The sequence below is a fragment of the Nocardioides sp. genome (assembly GCF_041600255.1).
In the GTDB taxonomy this organism is placed as follows: Bacteria; Actinomycetota; Actinomycetes; order Propionibacteriales; family Nocardioidaceae; genus Nocardioides.
Window position 1 is genome coordinate 1 of sequence record NZ_JBFIKK010000001.1, and the last position, 18493, is coordinate 18493.

An 18493-nucleotide genomic window follows, 5' to 3' on the forward strand; every position below is an offset into this window, starting at 1 on the left:
CGGTTCCTACGGTGAGGAAGTCAGACGCTGTTCGGAGTGAAGGCGCGCGAATCGCGCCATGAGGAGACCCCGGTGGACGCTGCGACCCAGGGCCAGTCAGGCACGTCCGCGGTGCCGACGTGGGACGAGGTGGTCGAGCTGCACTCCGACCGTGTCTACCGGCTCGCCTACCGCCTGACCGGCAACCGCCAGGACGCCGAGGACCTCACCCAGGAGGTCTTCGTCCGGGTGTTCCGCTCGCTCGCCTCCTACACGCCCGGGACCTTCGAGGGCTGGCTGCACCGGATCACCACCAACCTGTTCCTGGACCAGGCCCGTCGCAAGCAGCGGATCCGCTTCGACGCCCTCTCCGACGAGCGGGCCGAGCGACTCACCAGCGCCTCGCCGAGCCCGGACCTCGCCTACGCCGACCGGACCTTCGACGACGACGTGGAGCGAGCGCTGGCCACGCTGCCGCCCGACTTCCGGGCCGCGGTGGTCCTCTGTGACGTGGAGGGGCTCAGCTACGAGGAGATCTCCACCATCCTGGACACCAAGATCGGCACCGTCCGCTCACGGATCCACCGCGGCCGCGCCATGCTGCGCAGCGCCCTCTCCCACCGCGCGCCCGGTGAGGGCCGAGCGCGCTACTCCGGCCCGGCCGTCGAGACGTGCGGGCCGTCCCTGGCCCCGACGGGGCGCGACGGATGATCGGACACCTCGGCGCGCGCGTCAGCGCCCTCCTCGACGGCCAGCTCTCCGCTGCCGAGACCGAGCGCGCCTGGGCGCACGTGCACGCCTGTCACCAGTGTCGCGACCGGGTCGAGCACGAGGGCTGGGTGAAGACCCAGCTGGCCGGGCTCGCGCCGACCGGCGGACACGCGCCGGAGCACCTCAAGGGCGCCCTGCTCGGGGGACCCGGGGGCTGGGCAGCGGCGTCGCCCACCCTGCCCGCGGACGGTGCCTCGCGGGCACGCGCGTACGGCGGGGTCGTCGCCCTGGGCAGCGGCGCGGTCGGTGCGGCGGTGCTGGGGGTGCTGGCGCTCGGCACGGCCCCGGCGGACGTGTCGCCGGCCGAGCGGCGTACGCCGGCGACGCAGCTGGTCCGGCCGGCCACCACGTTCGTGCCGGTCCTCGGCCCGACCGCCCGTCCGACTGGCCAGTCGACGGGCCAGTCGACCGGCCAGCCGGCTCCCGGGGACCGGCTCCGACCGAGCACCCCCTAGGCCCGGTTTCGTGCGGTGGGTCAAGATGGTCAGGTGAGCCACGACGACGACCAGCCCACCCAGCCGCTCAGCTGGGTGCCGCCCACGACGCAGCCGCTGCCGGGCAGCTGGTCCGGGTTTCCCCCGGCGGGACCGGCGACGCAGCAGGTCACGCAGCAGCCGGGTCAGCACCCGGGGCAGCACCTTGGGCCGAACGGGGCGCCGTCAGGACGATCGGCCCGAGGCGTGCCCGGCTGGACCTGGCCGGCCGTGGCCGTCCTCGCCCTGGTGCTGGGCCTGGTCGGCGGGGTCGTCGGCGGGCTCACCTACGACACGGTGACCGAGGCGCAGAACCCGGGCGCAGTGAGCTCCGGTCTCAACGGCGTCGACACCGTCTGGGTGCCGCCGCTGGAGCAGGACAACGGTTCGATCGCGGCCGTGGCGCAGACCCTGCTGCCCAGCACCGTCCAGATCGCCGCCGAGTACGACGGGGACTCCGCCGGCGCGACCGGCTCGGGCTTCGTGCTCGACCGGCAGGGTCACGTGATCACCAACAACCACGTGGTCGCGCAAGCGGCGGCCGACGACGGCCTGATCGAGATCGTCGACCACGACGGCAACCGCTACGAGGCGTCGGTCGTCGGTCGCAGCACCGTCTACGACCTGGCCGTGCTGTACGCCGACGGCGTCAAGCAGCTCGAGCCGGCCGCCCTGGGCGCGTCGCAGACGCTGCGGGTGGGGGAGTCCGTGGTCGCGTTCGGTTCCCCGCTCGGCCTGAGCTCGACCGTCACCTCCGGCATCGTCAGCGCTCTGCGCCGACCCGTCACCACGGGCGACGAGAACAACGAATCCTCCTACATCAACGCCGTGCAGACCGACGCCGCCATCAATCCGGGCAACTCCGGCGGGCCCCTGGTGAACCTTCGCGGCCAGGTCGTGGGCGTGAACTCCGCGATCGCCACCACCGGTGGCGGGCGTGCCGAGGCCGGCAACATCGGTGTCGGGTTCGCGATCCCGATCGAGCAGGTGCGGATCACCGCCGACCAGATCCTGCGCACCGGCAAGGCGCGCTACCCGGTGATCGGTGCCAAGGTGCGCACCGGCCGCGACGACGGCGTCGGGGCCGAGGTCGACGAGGTGCTGCCCGGGACCCCGGCCGAGAAGGGCGGGCTGGTCAAGGGCGACATGATCACCGAGGTCAACGGTGAGCGGGTCACCGACGGGATCGCGCTGATCGTCTCGATCCGCTCGCACCAGCCGGGAGAGACCCTGGAGTTCACCGTGCAGCGGGGCGGCCGCGAACTGACGATCTCGGTGGAGCTGGGCTCCGAGGTCGGCTGATCAGGAGTCGCTCTCGACGTACGGGTGCTGGTCCACGAAGGTGCGGGTCTCGGCGTACATCCGCTGGATGAACTCCTCGAGCTGGCTCGACTCGACCCGCCACTGACCCCGTCCGCCGATCTTGATCGCCGGCAGGTCGCCGCGGCGGACGAGCGCGTAGACCTGCGCGCTGGAGGTGTTGAGCACCTCGGCCACGTCGGCGAGGGTCAAGAAGCGTGGGCTGCCGGACATGGCCCCATGTTCGCACCTTCCACCGGCTGATCCGGTTCACCCACTCCGGACGCTGTGGAGGACGTCCTGTGGACCGCCGTGTGCCTGCGCCGGGTCCGGCCTGCATGATGGGCGCGTGGTCAGGAACTCGGGAACTCCCACCTCATCGTCGACTCCACCTGCGCTGCGGGTGCGCGCGCCCGGCTGGCGCGACCCCCGCCTATGGGTCGGCCTGCTCGTCGTCACGCTCTCCGTGGTCCTGGGCGCACGCGTCGTCGGTGCTGCCGACCGGACGATCGAGGTCTGGTCGGTCGCCGGCGACCACGTCGAGGGCGACGTGCTGGCGCCGGAGGACCTCGTCGTCGCGCGGGTGCACCTCGCCGAGGCGTCCGCGGGCTACCTGCGGGCTCAGGAGCAGCTCCCGGCCGTGATCAGGCTGACCCGGGCCGTGGCGGACGGCGAGCTGCTGCCGCGGGCGGCCGTGGGGGCCGAGGAGAGCGGCGACGAACGGCTCCGGCTCCCGATCGCCGTCGACGCTCACCTGGTGCCACCGTCGGTGGCCGCCGGGTCGGTCGTGGACGTCTACCTCGAGTCGGGTCGACCGGCGCTGTCCTCGGTGCCGGTCGTGGAGTCCCCGGCCCTGGACGCCGGCTTCGCCGCCACCGGGCGCCGACAGCTGGTGCTGGCCGTGGACGAAGGCGCGGCCCATCGCTTCTTCCGCCTCCTGGGCTCGCTCGACCAGCCCACCCTCACCGTGGTCCGGCGGGGATGAGCGTGCCCGCACGTCCGGTGGTGGTCCTCGTCGTCGCCAGTGGCGCCGCCTGGGAGTCCGACGCCCTGGGCCGTCTGAACGAGGAGCGCGGGATCGTGGTGCTCAAGCGGTGCGTGGACGTCGCCGACCTCCTCGCCGCCTCCAGTGCCGGCCAGGCCGACGTGGCCGTGCTGGGTCTGGAGTCGCCCGGGCTCGACCGCTCCGCCATCGACCTCCTGCGCCGGCACGGCGTCCGGCCCGTGCTGGTGCTGCCGGGCACGGTCGACGAGGAGCCGGCCCGGTTGCGGGCTGCGAGGATCGGCGTCTCCGCCCTGGTCCCGGCCACCGATCTGACGGGTCTCGTCGCCGCCGTGATCGGCCCCGGGGACGACCCGGCGTATCCGGCCGGTGCGGAGCCGCCCGCCCGAGCGGACCCGGACCCGTCCGACGCCGCCGGGCCGCGCGGCCGGGTGATCGCCGTGTGGGGTCCGGCCGGAGCTCCCGGCCGGACCACCGTCGCCGCCGGCCTCGCGGCCCTGCTCGCGGCCCGGGGGAGGGCGACCACGCTGGTCGACGCCGACCCGTACGGCGGGTCCGTGGCGCAGCAGCTGGGCATCCTGGACGAGGTGTCCGGACTGCTGGCGGCCGCTCGCCTCGCGGGCACCGGCGCGTTCGACGAGCACGGGCGCACCCTGCCGCGCCGGATGAACAGCCGGCTGGCCGTGGTGACCGGGCTGCCGCGGGCCGACCGGTGGGTGGAGGTCCGCCCCGGCGTGCTCGAGGCCCTGCTGGACGATGCCGCCGGCCGCGGGGACGTCCTGGTGGACACCGGCTTCAGCATCGAGGACGAGCCCGGCGCCGAGTTCGGCGCCCGGCCCGGCCGCAACCACCTGACGCTGACGGCGCTGGCGAGGGCCGAGGAGGTGGTGGTCGTGGGCAGCGCCGATCCGGTCGGGCTCTCCCGACTGGCCCGGGGTCTCGTCGAGCTCCGCCCGGTCGTCGAGGGCACCCCGGTACGCGTGGTCGTGAACCGGATGCGGCCGTCCCTGGGCTGGTCGGAGAAGGAGATCGCCGGCATGGTCACCGGCTTCCTGCGGGTGGCGGACGTGCACTTCCTGCCCGAGGACCGCGCCAGCGTGGATCGCCAACTGCTCGCCGGTCAGACCCTGGCCGAGGCCGGGGATTCGGCGCTGGGGCGCGCGCTCGACCGGGTGGTCGACGTGGTCGCTCCGGGCTCTCTGCCCTCGCCGGCGGACCGCGCCGCCCGTCGCCCGCTCAGGCGGCGAACAGCAGGTACAGCCCACCGACGGTGAAGGCGATCATCGCGACGAGCAGGGAGAGTTGGCCGGTCAGCTGGTGGCGCTTGGGCAGCAGCTGGATCGCCCGTTCGTGGGCGGCGACCACGCCCACCACGTGTCCGAGCACCACCGCGACCACCTTGAAGTTCGCCAGCAGGGTCGGGTGGTAGGAGAGCCAGTAGTTGACGCTCCAGTCGCCGGTGCCGAGCAGGTTGCTGCCGTCGCCCAGCGGGTCGCTGGCCTGGATCAGCGTCTGCTGGCCGACCTCGAAGAGGTAGGTCAGGTAGTGGGCGAAGATGTAGCCCACGACGATCGGCACCACCGAGTGCGCGAAGAGGTCGGGCAGGTCCACCCGCCGGGTCGCCTTGTCCACGCCGGTCAGCATCGAGCCCAGGGCGAAGACCAGCCCCACGCCGGCGCAGAAGACCAGCAGCGCGAGGTTGTTGGCGACGTCCGCGAGCCAGCCGTGGTCCCGGAAGGCCGGGGTGTTCTGCAGGAAGCGCACCCAGGCGTTGGAGTCCCGGAACGAGTCGAAGGCGGTGCTCCCGAACAGCACGCTGACCACGGCGAGCAGGCCCGGCCCCACCTCGACGGTGTCCAGGTTGGCCTGCGGGCTACGGAGCACGAGCATGCCGTCGCGGCGCCCCCAGACCGACATCTTCGCGACCAGGCTCGAGTAGACCTCGAACGGGTCGCCGCGCTCGTAGAAGCGGCTGCCGAAGAGGGCGCCGCCCAGCAGCATCACCGCGAGGTACACCGCGCACCAGAGCCGGACGGCATCCAGCTCGGTCTTGTAGGGGAAGACCAGCTCGAACCACACGAACGCGAAGAGCCCGAGGGCCGCCGGCCAGTAGCCGAGTCGCTCGGGGTAGGTGAACACGCCGCGGTCGGGGTCGCTGCCCGACAACCGGGCGAAGAGCAGGTTGATCGTCCGGACCGGGCTGATGGCCTTCCAGACCGGTCCGAGCAGCAGCGAGAGCGGCACCAGGCCGACCCACCACCAGACGAAGAACATCCCGAAGAACGGGTTGGTGAGCAGGTCCTGGCCGAGCAGGGCCGCGACGGCGGCGTACGCCGTGATCGCGAGGCCGAGGGCACGCAGCAGCATTCGGAAGGCCGCCGAGTCGACGATCCGGGTGGTGCCCGGAAGGACGACCCCGCCGGCGGCTCCGGCATACCGCGGCGAGCGCCAGGCGACCGCCAGCACGATGAACGAGACCGTGAGCGCCGCGACAGCGCCGGCGATGGCCAGCTCGGGGGAGAGCGGGAGGTCCTTGGCGCCGCCGATGCCGTGGGCCCCGGTCAGCCGGTCGGGCGACACGTCAGCGGACTTCGAGCTGGACGATCGTCCTGGCCGGCGAGTGCGACTCGATGTCGACGACGCCAGGGGTCTGGATGGTCAGCTTCAGCGTGGTCGTGCCCGCGCCGTACTCCAGCTGCTGCTCCGGGCTGGAGTGCACGTGCAGCTCGCCCGCGGTGTCGGACTTCACCACCAGCTCGATCGGCGTGCCGGCCTCGATCTGGACCCGCTCGCCGTTGGGGGTCACGGAGCCGTCGGAGAAGGTGATCTCGATCGTCTGACGCTCGGGAGGGGCGCTGTCCGATGGTCCTGGGGACTCGCTGCACCCGGTGCTCAGGATGAGGGGGAGGGCGATGATCGCCGCTGCTGCCAGCAGTCGCCGCATGTCGGGGGTTCCTGTCGATCGCTCGTGAGGGTGGGCAGGCGCCCGGGTGGACCGGCGCCTCTGCCAGAATCCCATGTGACACAACCTCTCGGGCCGCCACCCCGGCCGCACGCGACGAAAGGGCTCCGGATGACCGACCGGCTCCGACCGCGGGACCTGGCCTTCCTCGCCGCGGAGTCTCCCTCGACGCCTGCGCACAACGCCACGGTCGAGATCTTCGACCCCGGCGACTCGGGGTTCGACTACCGGCGTTTCCTCGACCTCGTGCAGGACCGCATCTCCTTCGCGCCCCGCTACCGCCAGCGGCTGCAGGCCGTGCCCGGGCGCCTCGCGAACCCGGTCTGGGTCGACGACGTCGACTTCGACCTGAGCTACCACGTACGCCGCTCCGCCCTGCCGCGACCCGGGTCGCTCGACCAGCTGCGCGAGCTGGTCGGCCGGATCGTGTCGCGCCCGCTGGACCGCAACCACCCGCTGTGGGAGATGTACTTCGTGGAGGGGCTGGCCGACGGCCGGGTCGCCCTGCTCTCCAAGTCCCACCAGGCCCTCGTCGACGGCGTGCACACCGTCGACCTCGGCCAGGTGCTGCTCGACGTCACGCAGACCCCGAAGGAGCTCGGCGGCGACCAGTGGCGTCCGCGCAGCCCGGTCAGCCCCCTGCAACTGCTCACCGGCGCGGTGCGGGACTCGGTGACGAGCTCCACCACGACGCTCGACACCGTGCGCAGCAACGCCGAGGCGGTCCTGCGGACGGTGGAGTCCGCCAGCCACCGCACCAACCGGGTCGTCAGCGCCCTCACCGGCAGGGACCCCGAGCGTGAGTCGCCGATCAGCGGCACGCTGTCCCAGCAGCGCCGGATCGTCGTGCTCCGCACCGACCTGGCCGACTACCGCACGGTCCGCGACGCCCACGGCGGCACCGTCAACGACGTCATCCTCGCCGCCGTCACCGGAGCGTTGCGGGGCTGGCTGATGACCCGCACCGAGTCCCTCGGCGGCCTGCGCCAGCTGCGCGCGGTGGTGCCGGTCTCGGTGGTCGACAAGGAGCTCGAGGCGACCTCGCTGGGCAGCCAGATCGCTGCCCACTTCGTCGACCTGCCGATCGGCGAGGCCAGCCCGGTGGTCCGCCTGCACCAGGTGTCCTACTCGTTCCAGGTGCACAAGGAGACCGGTCGCGGCGTGGCGGCCAATCGGCTGGCGGGGATCGCCGGGTTCGCGCCCACGACGTTCCACGCCATCGGCGCCCGGGTGGCCGCCGACGAGGCCCGCCGGCGCGGCTTCCAGCTCAGCGTCACCAACGTGCCCGGCCCGCAGTCGCCGCTGTACGCCGCCGGCGCCCGGATGACCGAGACCTACCCGGTCCCGCCGCTGCTGCCCGGGCACGCCCTGGCGATCGGCGTCACGTCGTACGACGGTGGCGTGTTCTACGGCATCACCGCCGACCGGGACCTGCTGCCCGACGCCGACCTGCTCGGGCCCTGCCTGCGCGAGGCGTTGGACGAGCTGCTCGACACGGCGACCGGCGCCCGACCGAAGGTTCCGCGCGGTCGCAAGCGGGTCCCGGCCAAGCCGCGCGCGACGGCGCGCAGGACGGTGACGGACTGATGGCCGAGCGCATCTACGTGCCCCTGACCTCGACCGGCCTGGCGGCCCTGGTGGCCGAGGGACGTCTCGGCGGGCCGTTGCGCGCCCACGCCGTCACCGACGAGCTGCGCTCGGAGTGGAGCGACGGCGATGACGAGGGCTGGGAGTACGCCGCCCTGATGGCGGCCGCGGGCAGCTGCCGGGGACTGCGCGGAGCAGGCGATCGACCGCGACGCTACGTGCTGGCCGCCGACGTGCCGTCGGTGAGCCCGGTGGCGGGCGAGGACCCCACGCTGGTCGACGTGGCCGCGGACGTGCCGTGGAAGAACGTGGCGGCCCTGCACGCGGACACCGAGGACCGTCCCGACGACGCCGACGAGGACGACGACCTGGCGTGGTTCGCCACCCAGGAGATCCAGCACCTGCTCTAGGTCGTCGTCGAACGCCTGCGGCTGCTTGGAGTCCGCCGGGCAGGTCTGACACGATCGCGTCCATGGACGCGATCACCTTCCCGCCGGCTCCCACCAACGAGCCGAACCTCACCTACGCCCCGGGCACCCCCGAACGCGAGGACCTCGTCGTCGAGCTCGACCGGCTCGAGCGCACGCAGCACGACCTCAAGGCCCACATCGGTGGCCGCACGAAGGCCGGTGGCGGTGCCGAGATCACGGTCGTGCAGCCGCACGACCACCAGCACGTGCTCGGGGTGATGAAGAACTCGACCCAGGCCGACGCGAAGGCGGCGATCAAGGCGGCCGCCGACGCCGCCCCCGCCTGGCGCGGGCTCGACATGGACCAGCGCTGCGCGGTGCTGCTCAAGGCCGCCGACCTGCTCGCCGGCCCCTGGCGCCAGCGGATCAACGCCGCCACCATGCTCGGCCAGTCGAAGACCGCCCAGCAGGCGGAGATCGACAGCGCCTGTGAGCTGATCGACTTCTGGCGGTTCAACGTCCACTACGCCAAGCAGATCCTCACCGACCAGCCGATCGCGAACAGCCCCGGCATCTGGAACCGCACCGACCACCGCCCGCTCGAGGGTTTCGTCTACGCGATCACGCCGTTCAACTTCACCGCGATCGCCGGCAACCTGCCCACCGCTCCGGCGTTGATGGGCAACACGGTGCTCTGGAAGCCGTCGCCGACCCAGCAGCTGGCCGCCTCGCTGCTGATGGAACTGCTCGAGGAGGCCGGGATGCCGCCGGGCGTCATCAACATGCTGCCGGGGGACGGTCTCGAGGTCTCGAAGGTCGCGCTCAGCAGCCCCGACCTGGCCGGGATCCACTTCACCGGCTCGACCCCGACCTTCCAGCACCTGTGGGCCAGCGTCGGCGAGAACATCGCGTCGTACCGCTCCTACCCGCGCATCGTCGGCGAGACCGGCGGCAAGGACTTCATCGTCGCGCACCCCTCGGCCGACCCGGACGTGGTCCGCACGGCGATGGTGCGCGGCGCGTTCGAGTACCAGGGCCAGAAGTGTTCGGCCGCGTCTCGTGCGTACGTCGCGCGGTCGGTGTGGAAGAAGATGCGCGACGAGTTCGTGGCCGAGGTCGAGAGCCTCACCATGGGCGACGTCACCGACCTGTCGAACTTCATGGGCGCGGTGATCGACGACCGTGCCTTCGCCAAGCACAAGGCCGCGATCACCCGGGCCAAGCGCAGCAAGAACCTCGAGATCGTGGCCGGCGGCCAGGTCGACGACTCGGTCGGGTACTTCGTCCGGCCCACCGTGGTGGAGTCCAGCGACCCCACCGACCAGATGTTCTCCACCGAGTACTTCGGTCCGATCCTCGCGGTGCACGTCTACGAGGACGGCGACTTCGAGCAGGTCGTGGCGCAGATGGAGTCGTTCGCGCCGTACGCGCTGACCGGCGCGATCATCGCGCAGGACCGGCACGCGATCGCCTGGGCCCAGGACGCGCTGCGCTTCGCGGCTGGCAACTTCTACATCAACGACAAGCCGACCGGTGCGGTCGTCGGTCAGCAGCCCTTCGGTGGCGGTCGGGCCAGCGGGACCAACGACAAGGCCGGAGCGGCGATCAACCTGCTGCGCTGGACCTCGCCGCGGTCGATCAAGGAGACCTTCGTGCCCCCGAAGGACTACCGCTACCCGCACATGCGCTGACCTGCCAGTTTCGGTTGTTGAAAGGCCGCTGACCTGCCACTTGTGGTTGTACAGATGCCGCCGACCCGTCAACCACAAGTGACGGGTCGGCGGCATTGGCCGTCTCTGGGGGTCAGGCGGAGAGGGCCGGGTAGTCGGTGTAGCCCTCCGCGCCGCCGCCGTAGAACGTGGCCGGGTTCGGCTCGTTCAGCTCCGCATCGCCGGCCCACCGCGCGGGCAGGTCCGGGTTGGCGATGAAGAGGCGGCCCACGGCCACGGCGTCGGCCTTGTCGTCGTCCAGGATCGCCTGGGCGCTCTCCCGGGTGGTGACCGAGGCGAACCCGTCATTGGCGATCACGACGCCGCCGAAGTTCTTGCGCAGCCGCTGCGTGAGCTCCGCGTACGGGTCGGCCAGGATGCTCAGGTAGGACAGCCCCAGGGGAGCGATGCCCTCGAGGAGCGCGTCGTACGTCGCCTGTACGTCGGCCGGGTCGTCCTCGGTGGCGCCCTGGATGTTGTGGGCGGGCGAGATCCGAATGCCCACCTTGTCGGCACCGATCGCGTCGATGATCGCGCGGGTGACCTCGATGCCGAACCGGGCCCGGTTGGCGGGAGAGCCGCCGTAGAGGTCGGTGCGGTGGTTGGCGCCCGGAGCGAGGAACTGGTGGATCAGGTACCCGTTCGCTGCGTGCACCTCGACGCCGTCCAGGCCGGCCTCCATGGCGCTGCGCGCGGCGTGCACGTAGTCGGAGATCACCGCGGGGATCTCGGCGAGGTCGAGTGCTCGGGGGGTGGCGTGGGGCTGCATGCCGTCGGTCGTGAAGATCTCGCCGGGTGCCTGCAGCTGGCTCGGGGCGATGCTCTCGAGGCCGTGCTTGCTGTCCGGGTGGGCGATCCGGCCGACGTGCATCAGCTGGACGACGATACGTCCGCCGCGCGCGTGGACGGCGTCGGCGACGCGGCGCCAGCCGGCGATCTGCTCGGGGGTGTGGATGCCCGGGGTGAACGGGTAGCCCTGGCCGATCGCGCTGGGCTGGGTGCCCTCGCTGATGATCAGGCCGGCCGTCGCCCGCTGGGCGTAGTACTCGACGGCGAGGTCGCCCGGGACGCCCTGCTCGTCTGCCCGGTTGCGGGTCAACGGCGCCATCACGAGGCGGTTGTCGAGCTGCAACGACGGGGTGGCGAGGGCGTCGAAAAGGTCAGGCATGTGGGGCTCTCCTCCAGTTGGTTCAAAGCTGAACGACGGGAGAACGGCCGCCGGGGGGCGTGGCATTCCGAACGGAGCCCGTTTGTGAGTCAGGTCTCCGTCACCTGACCACCACCGTCCGCCGCCGACGGTGAGGCGGGAGCGCTGGGGCAGAATCGGCCACGATGACACCGTCGATCCTGCCCCAGCTGGTGGCACTGCACATGGGTGCGCTGCATCCGGTCGAGCAACTGCTCGTGCTGCTGCTCGCCTTCGGGCCCTTCGTGGTGCTGGGGGTCCTGATCGCCGTACGACGCGGCCAGGACGCCGCAGACGAACTCCCCGAGGAGCGCCCCGACGGGGACGTCGACCAGGGACCGGCCGAGGGTCAGCTCGACAGGTAGGCCCGCCCGGTCCGGTTCTCGGACTTCAGCGCCTTGAGCAGCAGGTCGGAGACCAGGCCCTCGATCTTCCCTCCGACCAGCGGGATCTTCACCGTGATGTCGAGCTCGACCGTCTCGCTGACGGTGCCGCCGGACTCGGTGAGCACCGCGGTTCCCGAGATCTCGCCCGGCTTGCCGGGGATGGTCACCCGGATGTCCGCCTTCGCGGGGCTGCTCCACCGCTCGTGCTGGACGATGTTGATCTCGTCGCCGACGAACTTCTTGGCGAACGACGGGATGCCCTCGGCCGCCTGGACCTGGTCGATGGTGACCTCCATCCCTCCAGCAGCGGCCTCACCGTCGATCGTGATCGTCTGGCGCAGCACCTCCTGGTCCTGGCAGACCTGCTCACGGAAGGCCGGGTCGGCCAGCATCGCGGCCACCTCGTCCAGCGAGGCCTGGTAGGTCAGGGTGTGGCGCAGTCGCTTGGTCATCGGTTGTTCTCCTCCAGCCAGGCGACGCCGACCGTGTGCTCGGTGTCCATCCCGCTCCGGATCTTCTCCGCCAGCAGCTTCTCGAGCTTGCCGCCGATCAGCGGGACCTTCACCTTGACCTCGAGCTCCACGATCTCCACGGTCCGGCTCCCCTCGGGGCGCAGCGTGATCGTGCCGGAGATGTCGGACGGCTTGCCGGGTGCCTCGATCTTGAGCGTGCCGCCGGTGGTGTCGGCCCACTCCTCGCGCTGGATGGCGCGGGTGGCGTCCCCGGCGAAGGTGCGCGCGAAGCTGGGCAGGTCGTCGGTGCGCTGCTGCTGGTCGATGACCAGGGAGAAGCCGCCGCCTTTCCGGGTCAGCTCGACCTCGGCCGAGATGACGTCCTGGGCGGCGCAGACGCGCTCGCGGTAGTCGGCGTCGGACAGCATCGCGAACACCTGGTCCGGGCTGGCGTCGTAGGACAGTTCGTGTCGGAACTTCATGGCATGCATCATGGCCCAGACCGGACGACTAGCGTGCACGCCCATGAGTGAAACGTTCGTGTCCTTCGGTGAGCAGGGCGCCCAGCTGACCTACGGCAGCTACCTGCGGCTTCCCCAGCTGCTCGACTCCCAGCACCTGGAGTCGGACCCGCCCGCCCACGACGAACTGCTGTTCATCACGATCCACCAGGTCTACGAGCTGTGGTTCAAGCAGCTGCTGCACGAGGTGGCGGCCGCCCGCGACGCGATGAGCGGCTCGGTGGAGGGTCGGACCCTGTGGTGGGCCCAGCACCTGCTGGCCCGGGTGCACGTCATCGAACGCATCCTGGTCCAGCAGGTCGACGTGCTGGAGACGATGACCCCGCAGGACTTCCTGGAGTTCCGGCAGCGGCTGGCTCCGGCCAGCGGTTTCCAGTCGGTGCAGTTCCGCGAGCTGGAGTTCCTCTCCGGCGCCAAGGACCCCTCTTACGTCGAGAAGTTCCGCGGGCTGACCGAGCAGGAGCAGGCCCGACTCGCGCGCCGACTCGAGGAGCCGTCGTTGTGGGACGCGTTCGTCGACGTCCTGCGAGCCGAGGGCTTGCCGGCCGAGAACGACGAGCAGATCTCGCAGTCCGTACGGACCGCCGCCCACGACCGTTCGCAGCACGCCGTGGTCTGGGCGCTCGCCGAGGCGTTGCTGCAGCACGACGAGCTCGCCGCGAGCTGGCGGGCCCGGCACGTGGTGATGGTCGAGCGGATGATCGGTGCCAAGTCCGGCACCGGAGGCTCCAGCGGCGCGGGCTACCTGCGCTCCCGGCTGCCGCTGCAGTACTACCCGCTGCTGTGGCAGCTGCGCTCGGAACTGTGACGGACGGGGCGCAGGGGGTGGCCCGTGTTGTGGACGTCACATGCGGGGTCCTAGGGTCGAGGGGTGTCAACGACGACGCTCGATCAGGACAAAGCTGACCTCATTGCGAAGGCGATCGACCTGGCCCTGGCCGGCCGAGGTTCCGGTGGCCCGCCCCACGACACCGTGGGCGCCCTCATCAGGGCCTACTACCGCCATGTCGCGCCCGAGGACGTGTGCGACCGCGGCGAGGCCGACGTGTACGGCGCGGTCGCGTCGCACTGGAGGCTCGCCGAGAACCGCCCCCAGGGGCGGGCGATGGTCCGGGTGTTCACCCCGAGCCTGGGTGAGAACGGCTGGTCGGCCGTCGGTCACTCGGTGGTCGAGGTCGTCACCGACGACATGCCCTTCCTGGTCGACTCGCTGACCATGGAGCTGTCGCGCCAGATGCGCGACGTGCACGCGGTGATCCACCCGCACTTCGACGTAACCCGCGACATCACCGGCGCCCTGCAGAGCGTGACGCCGATCTCCGACGGTTCGCTGGAGCCCGAGGGCGACGCCATCCGGGAGTCGTGGATGCACGTCGAGATCGACCGGATCCGCGACACCGACGACGTGACCGAGATCGAGCAGGCCGTGCAGCGCGTCCTGCGCGACGTCCGGGAGGCGGTCGAGGACTGGGAGAAGATGCACGCCCAGGTCCGCGAGATCGTCGAGGAGCTCGAGACCGACCCGCCGGACCTGGACCCGGACGAGATCCGTCAGGGCCGCGAGCTGTTGACCTGGCTCGCCGACGACCACTTCACCTTCCTCGGCTACCGCGAGTACCGCCTCGAGCGGGACGGCGACGACGAGCTGCTGCGTGCCCTGCCGGGCACCGGTTTCGGGATCCTGCGGGCCGACCAGGACATGTCGTCCTCGTTCGGCAAGCTGCCCGCGGTCGTCAAGGCCAAGGCGCGGGAGAAGACCCTGCTGGTCCTCGCGAAGGCGAACTCGCGGGCCACCGTGCACCGCCCCGCCTACCTGGACTACGTGGGGGTCAAGAAGTTCGAGAACGGCGAGGTGGTGGGGGAGCGTCGCTTCCTGGGCCTCTTCTCGAGTGCCGCGTACACCGAGTCGCTGACCCGGATCCCGCTGCTGCGGGAGAAGGCCGCCGAGGTGCTCAAGCGCACCGGTTTCGACCCCCGCAGCCACGCCGGCAAGGCGCTGATGGACACGCTCGAGACCTACCCGCGTGACGAGATGTTCCACACCCCGGTCGACGAGCTCGCCCCGATGGCCGAGGCGGCCATGCACGCTCGGGCGCGCCGCCAGGTCCGGATGTTCATCCGCCGCGACACCTACGGCCGCTATGTCTCGGTGCTCGTCTACCTGCCCCGGGACCGGTACAACACCACCGTCCGGGAGCGCTTCTCCGAGATCCTCAAGGAGCGGCTCGGCGGCGAGAACGTCGAGTTCACCGTGCGCGTCAACGAGTCGACCACGGCCCGGGTGCACTTCGTGGTGCACCCGCCCAAGGGCACCCCGATCGCGGAGGTCGACTCCGCGGACCTCGAGCGGCGCCTGACCGAGGCCTCCCGCTCGTGGCGCGACGACTTCGTGACCGCCGTGATGGCCGAGTACGGCGAGGAGTCCGGTGCCGTGCTCGGGCGCCGGTACGTCGACTCGCTGCCGGAGGCGTACAAGGAGGACTTCTCCGCCCGGACCGGTGCGATCGACCTGGGTCGGCTGGAGGCGATCGAGGGGGACGAGGGCATCGACCTCTCGCTCTACGAACAGCTGGACGCCGGTCGGGGTGAGGCCCGCCTCAAGGTCTTCCGGGTCGGCCCTCCGCTGTCGCTCTCGGAGATCCTGCCGATGCTCTCCTCGATGGGGGTCGAGGTCGTCGACGAGCGGCCCTACGAGCTCGAGGGGCTGGGTCGACCGACGTACATCTACGAGTTCGGCCTGCGCTACGGCAAGGCCCTGCCGATGCGCTCGCGCGAGCTGTTCCAGGACGCGCTGCGTGCGGTCCGCGACGGCTTCAACGAGACCGACGGCTTCAACGCGCTGATCCTGGGCGCCGGGATCACCTGGCGTCAGGCCACGGTCCTGCGCGCCTATGCCAAGTACATGCGCCAGGGGAACTCGCCCTTCGCCCTCGACTACATCGAGGAGGCGTTGGCCAACAACGTCGACATCACCGGCCTGCTGGTGAAGCTCTTCGAGGCCAGGTTCGACCCGGGCAGCAACGGCCTCGCGGCCGACGCCGAGGCGCGCACGGCGCGCGTGGAGCAGGTCGAGGAGCGGCTCGCCCGCGCCCTCGACGCGGTGGAGAGCCTGGACCACGACCGGATCCTGCGGGCCTACCTGACGCACATCCGGGCGACCCTGCGCACGAACTACTTCCAGCCCGACACCGACGGCTCCACCAAGACCTACATGTCGTTCAAGCTCGACACGTCGGCCATCCCCGACCTGCCCGAGCCGCGGCCGCAGTTCGAGATCTTCGTCTACTCGCCCCGCGTCGAGGGCGTGCACCTGCGCTTCGGCGCGGTCGCCCGGGGAGGCCTGCGCTGGTCGGACCGACGCGACGACTTCCGCACCGAGGTGCTCGGTCTGGTCAAGGCACAGATGGTCAAGAACACCGTGATCGTGCCGGTGGGTGCCAAGGGCGGGTTCTTCTGCAAGCAGCTCCCCGACCCCTCCGACCGTGACGCATGGCTCGCCGAGGGCGTGGCCTGCTACACGACGTTCATCTCCGGGCTGCTCGACATCACCGACAACCTCGTCGACGGCGAGACGGTGCCGCCCTCGGCGGTGGTGCGCCACGACGGGGACGACTCCTACCTGGTGGTCGCGGCCGACAAGGGCACCGCGACCTTCTCCGACACCGCCAACGCGATCGCCCAGAAGTACGGCTTCTGGCTGGGCGACGCCTTCGCCAGCGGTGGTTCGGTGGGCTACGACCACAAGGCGATGGGGATCACCGCCCGCGGCGCGTGGGTCTCGGTGCAGCGTCACTTCCGCGAGCGCGGCATCGACTGCCAGCACGAGGACTTCACCTGTGTCGGCATCGGCGACATGTCCGGAGACGTCTTCGGCAACGGCATGCTCTGCTCCGAGCACATCCGACTGGTGGCTGCCTTCGACCACCGCCACATCTTCGTCGACCCGACGCCGGACGCGGCGACGTCGTACGCCGAGCGCAAGCGGCTCTTCGAGCTTCCCCGCTCCAGCTGGGAGGACTACGACGCCTCGCTGATCTCCGAGGGCGGCGGGGTCTTCCCGCGTTCGGCCAAGTCGATCCCGCTGAACAAGGCGATGCGCAAGGCTCTCGGGATCCCCGACGACGTCAGCGCGATGACGCCGGCGGAGCTGATGCGGGCGATCCTCAAGGCGCCGGTCGACCTGCTCTGGAACGGCGGCATCGGCACCTACGTGAAGGCGGCGTCCGAGACCCATGCGGACGCCGGCGACAAGGCCAACGACGCGATCCGGGTCGACGGCGCCGAGGTCCGGGCCAAGGCGGTCGGCGAGGGCGGCAACCTGGGGCTGACCCAGCTCGGCCGGATCGAGTACGCCGCCAGTGGCGGCCGGATCAACACCGACTTCATCGACAACTCCGCCGGCGTCGACACCTCCGACCACGAGGTGAACATCAAGATCCTGCTCGACCGGGTGGTCAAGGACGGTGACCTGACCGGCAAGCAGCGCAACCAGATCCTGGTCGAGATGACCGACGAGGTCGCCCAGCTCGTGCTCCGCGACAACTACGAGCAGAACCTCGCCCTGGCCAACGCGGCCGCGAACGCAGCGCCGCTGCTGCACGTGCACGAGGACTGGATCAAGCGCCTGGAACGTCGCGGGGTGCTCAACCGCGAGCTCGAGGGGCTGCCGAGCAGCAAGGAGATCCGCCGCCGGATGGACGCCGGTCAGGGCCTGACGATGCCCGAGCTCTCGGTCCTGCTGTCCTGGACCAAGATCGTGCTGGCCGAGGAGCTCATCGACTCCGACCTGCCCGATGACCCGTACCTCGACATCGACCTGCGCGCCTACTTCCCGACGCCGATCCGGGAGGGGTTCGAGACGCAGATCGTCCAGCACCCGCTGCGCCGCGAGATCATCGTGACCCAGGTCGTCAACGACCTGGTCAACGGTGCCGGGATGACCTACTGGCCGCGTCTGGCCGGGGAGACGGGCTCGACGTCAGCCGAGCTGACCCGGGCCAACTTCGTGGCGCGGGAGATCTTCGGGTCACTGCCGATGCGCGAGCGGATCGCCGAGCTCGACAACGTCCTCGACGCCTCGGTCCAGACCCGGATGCGCCTGGAGATGCGCACGCTCGTGGAGCGGGCCTCCCGGTGGCTGGTCACCAACCGCCGCCCTCCGCTCGACAGCCAGGCCACGGTCGACTTCTTCCGCGAGCCGGTGCAGCAGGTCATCGCCCAGCTGCCCGACCTGATGACCGGTCGCGAGCTCACCTCCTTCCACCAGCGTCGGGACTCCTTGACGGCGCAGGGGGTCGACGAGGAGCTGGCCACCCAGGTCGGGGTGCTCGAGCCGGCGTACATGCTGCTCGGGCTGATCGAGATCGCCGTCCGCGACGAGCGCGACCCGGCCGAGGTGGCGCGCCTGCACTTCGCGCTGGCCGAGCGGCTGGGTCTGCCGGCGCTGGTGGGCCGGATCCTGGCGCTGCCCCGGGAGGACCGCTGGCAGACGATGGCCCGTGCGGCGCTGCGCGACGACCTGCACGCGGTCCACGCCCAGCTCACCGGCCAGGTGCTGCGGGCGTCCTCGGACGACGACTCGATCACGGCCCGGATCGCGGCCTGGGAGGACGGTGACTCGGTGGTGGTGAGTCGGGCCGCGGCCACCCTGGAGGAGATCTGCGCCGACGAGCACGCCGATCTGGCCCGGATGTCGGTGGGGCTGCGAGTCGTGCGCGGACTTCTGGCCAGCGCCTGATCCGTGCGGCGATACGCT

The 18493-nt window shown here is 71.2% G+C and carries 17 protein-coding genes; 11 read left to right on the forward strand and 6 right to left on the reverse strand.

The window, feature by feature from the left end; translation table 11 throughout:
- The first annotated feature begins 72 nt into the window (after positions 1-72).
- The 3 genes from sigE to ABZE72_RS00015 all read left to right on the forward strand — a co-directional run bounded on the left by sigE (position 73) and on the right by ABZE72_RS00015 (position 2525).
- A complete protein-coding gene (gene sigE, locus ABZE72_RS00005) occupies positions 73-690 on the forward strand; it encodes an RNA polymerase sigma factor SigE (RefSeq protein WP_372726948.1) in 618 nt (205 codons plus the stop codon).
- Complete coding sequence (locus tag ABZE72_RS00010; protein ID WP_372726949.1) at positions 687-1205, forward strand: hypothetical protein; 519 nt, start codon at positions 687-689, stop codon at positions 1203-1205. The genes sigE and ABZE72_RS00010 overlap by 4 nt, the downstream gene beginning before the upstream one ends.
- Positions 1206-1430: 225 nt before the next feature.
- On the forward strand, positions 1431-2525 hold the full coding sequence (locus tag ABZE72_RS00015; protein WP_372726950.1) for a S1C family serine protease: 1095 nt from the start codon (positions 1431-1433) through the stop codon (positions 2523-2525).
- Here the strand turns inward: ABZE72_RS00015 and ABZE72_RS00020 are convergent, their stop codons facing one another.
- The gene (locus ABZE72_RS00020) at positions 2526-2756 is read right to left on the reverse strand and encodes a helix-turn-helix domain-containing protein (protein WP_372726951.1); all 231 of its coding nucleotides are present in this window, start codon (positions 2754-2756) and stop codon (positions 2526-2528) included.
- Positions 2757-2871: 115 nt separating this feature from the next.
- Here ABZE72_RS00020 and ABZE72_RS00025 point away from each other — a divergent pair, with 115 nt between their 5' ends.
- Together ABZE72_RS00025 and ABZE72_RS00030 are read left to right on the forward strand one after the other, a co-directional pair.
- The gene (locus tag ABZE72_RS00025) at positions 2872-3507 is read left to right on the forward strand and encodes a hypothetical protein (RefSeq protein WP_372726952.1); all 636 of its coding nucleotides are present in this window, start codon (positions 2872-2874) and stop codon (positions 3505-3507) included.
- A 2-nt stretch (positions 3508-3509) separates the two neighbouring features.
- Positions 3510-4799 (forward strand): CpaE family protein, encoded by a 1290-nt coding sequence (locus tag ABZE72_RS00030; RefSeq protein WP_372726953.1) that lies wholly within the window; start codon positions 3510-3512, stop codon positions 4797-4799.
- On the opposite strand, the gene ABZE72_RS00035 is transcribed toward ABZE72_RS00030, so the two are convergent.
- Together ABZE72_RS00035 and ABZE72_RS00040 are read right to left on the reverse strand one after the other, a co-directional pair.
- Positions 4762-6105: a hypothetical protein gene (locus ABZE72_RS00035; protein ID WP_372726954.1), complete on the reverse strand. Its 1344-nt coding sequence runs from the start codon at positions 6103-6105 to the stop codon at positions 4762-4764. The two genes, ABZE72_RS00030 and ABZE72_RS00035, sit on opposite strands and share 38 nt — an antisense overlap.
- A 1-nt stretch (position 6106) precedes the next feature.
- Positions 6107-6469: a hypothetical protein gene (locus ABZE72_RS00040; protein WP_372726955.1), complete on the reverse strand. Its 363-nt coding sequence runs from the start codon at positions 6467-6469 to the stop codon at positions 6107-6109.
- A 129-nt stretch (positions 6470-6598) separates the two neighbouring features.
- On the opposite strand from ABZE72_RS00040, the gene ABZE72_RS00045 reads away from it, so the two are divergent.
- The 3 genes from ABZE72_RS00045 to pruA all read left to right on the forward strand — a co-directional run bounded on the left by ABZE72_RS00045 (position 6599) and on the right by pruA (position 10175).
- Positions 6599-8074, forward strand: a complete 1476-nt coding sequence (locus ABZE72_RS00045; protein WP_372726956.1) for a wax ester/triacylglycerol synthase family O-acyltransferase — start codon at positions 6599-6601, stop codon at positions 8072-8074.
- On the forward strand, positions 8074-8484 hold the full coding sequence (locus ABZE72_RS00050; protein ID WP_372726957.1) for a hypothetical protein: 411 nt from the start codon (positions 8074-8076) through the stop codon (positions 8482-8484). Before ABZE72_RS00045 ends, ABZE72_RS00050 begins: the two co-directional genes overlap by 1 nt.
- Positions 8485-8546: 62 nt before the next feature.
- Complete coding sequence (gene pruA / locus ABZE72_RS00055; protein WP_372726958.1) at positions 8547-10175, forward strand: L-glutamate gamma-semialdehyde dehydrogenase; 1629 nt, start codon at positions 8547-8549, stop codon at positions 10173-10175.
- A 112-nt stretch (positions 10176-10287) separates the two neighbouring features.
- On the opposite strand, the gene ABZE72_RS00060 is transcribed toward pruA, so the two are convergent.
- Complete coding sequence (locus ABZE72_RS00060; RefSeq protein WP_372726959.1) at positions 10288-11361, reverse strand: alkene reductase; 1074 nt, start codon at positions 11359-11361, stop codon at positions 10288-10290.
- 164 nt (positions 11362-11525) lie between these two features.
- Here ABZE72_RS00060 and ABZE72_RS00065 point away from each other — a divergent pair, with 164 nt between their 5' ends.
- On the forward strand, positions 11526-11744 hold the full coding sequence (locus tag ABZE72_RS00065) for a hypothetical protein (protein ID WP_372726960.1): 219 nt from the start codon (positions 11526-11528) through the stop codon (positions 11742-11744).
- Here the strand turns inward: ABZE72_RS00065 and ABZE72_RS00070 are convergent.
- A complete protein-coding gene (locus ABZE72_RS00070; protein ID WP_372726961.1) occupies positions 11729-12217 on the reverse strand; it encodes a DUF2505 domain-containing protein in 489 nt (162 codons plus the stop codon). The two genes, ABZE72_RS00065 and ABZE72_RS00070, sit on opposite strands and share 16 nt — an antisense overlap.
- Positions 12214-12699 (reverse strand): DUF2505 domain-containing protein, encoded by a 486-nt coding sequence (locus ABZE72_RS00075; RefSeq protein ID WP_372726962.1) that lies wholly within the window; start codon positions 12697-12699, stop codon positions 12214-12216. Before ABZE72_RS00075 ends, ABZE72_RS00070 begins: the two co-directional genes overlap by 4 nt.
- 43 nt (positions 12700-12742) lie before the next feature.
- On the opposite strand from ABZE72_RS00075, the gene ABZE72_RS00080 reads away from it, so the two are divergent.
- Together ABZE72_RS00080 and ABZE72_RS00085 are read left to right on the forward strand one after the other, a co-directional pair.
- Positions 12743-13546 (forward strand): tryptophan 2,3-dioxygenase family protein, encoded by an 804-nt coding sequence (locus ABZE72_RS00080; RefSeq protein WP_372726963.1) that lies wholly within the window; start codon positions 12743-12745, stop codon positions 13544-13546.
- A gap of 63 nt (positions 13547-13609) precedes the next feature.
- Positions 13610-18475 carry an NAD-glutamate dehydrogenase gene (locus ABZE72_RS00085; protein ID WP_372726964.1) on the forward strand — a complete coding sequence of 1622 codons (4866 nt, stop codon included), beginning with the start codon at positions 13610-13612 and terminating at the stop codon, positions 18473-18475.
- The last annotated feature ends 18 nt before the right edge of the window (positions 18476-18493 follow it).

Coding starts and splice junctions, on each gene's coding strand:
- ABZE72_RS00020 (WP_372726951.1), bottom strand. CDS start 2,756: ATGTCCGGCAGCCCACGCTTCTTGACCCTCGCCGACGTGGCCGAGGTG.
- ABZE72_RS00040 (WP_372726955.1), bottom strand. CDS start 6,469: ATGCGGCGACTGCTGGCAGCAGCGGCGATCATCGCCCTCCCCCTCATC.
- ABZE72_RS00060 (WP_372726959.1), bottom strand. CDS start 11,361: ATGCCTGACCTTTTCGACGCCCTCGCCACCCCGTCGTTGCAGCTCGAC.
- ABZE72_RS00045 (WP_372726956.1), top strand. CDS start 6,599: ATGACCGACCGGCTCCGACCGCGGGACCTGGCCTTCCTCGCCGCGGAG.
- ABZE72_RS00050 (WP_372726957.1), top strand. CDS start 8,074: ATGGCCGAGCGCATCTACGTGCCCCTGACCTCGACCGGCCTGGCGGCC.
- ABZE72_RS00075 (WP_372726962.1), bottom strand. CDS start 12,699: ATGAAGTTCCGACACGAACTGTCCTACGACGCCAGCCCGGACCAGGTG.
- ABZE72_RS00010 (WP_372726949.1), top strand. CDS start 687: ATGATCGGACACCTCGGCGCGCGCGTCAGCGCCCTCCTCGACGGCCAG.
- ABZE72_RS00070 (WP_372726961.1), bottom strand. CDS start 12,217: ATGACCAAGCGACTGCGCCACACCCTGACCTACCAGGCCTCGCTGGAC.
- ABZE72_RS00080 (WP_372726963.1), top strand. CDS start 12,743: ATGAGTGAAACGTTCGTGTCCTTCGGTGAGCAGGGCGCCCAGCTGACC.
- pruA (WP_372726958.1), top strand. CDS start 8,547: ATGGACGCGATCACCTTCCCGCCGGCTCCCACCAACGAGCCGAACCTC.
- ABZE72_RS00065 (WP_372726960.1), top strand. CDS start 11,526: ATGACACCGTCGATCCTGCCCCAGCTGGTGGCACTGCACATGGGTGCG.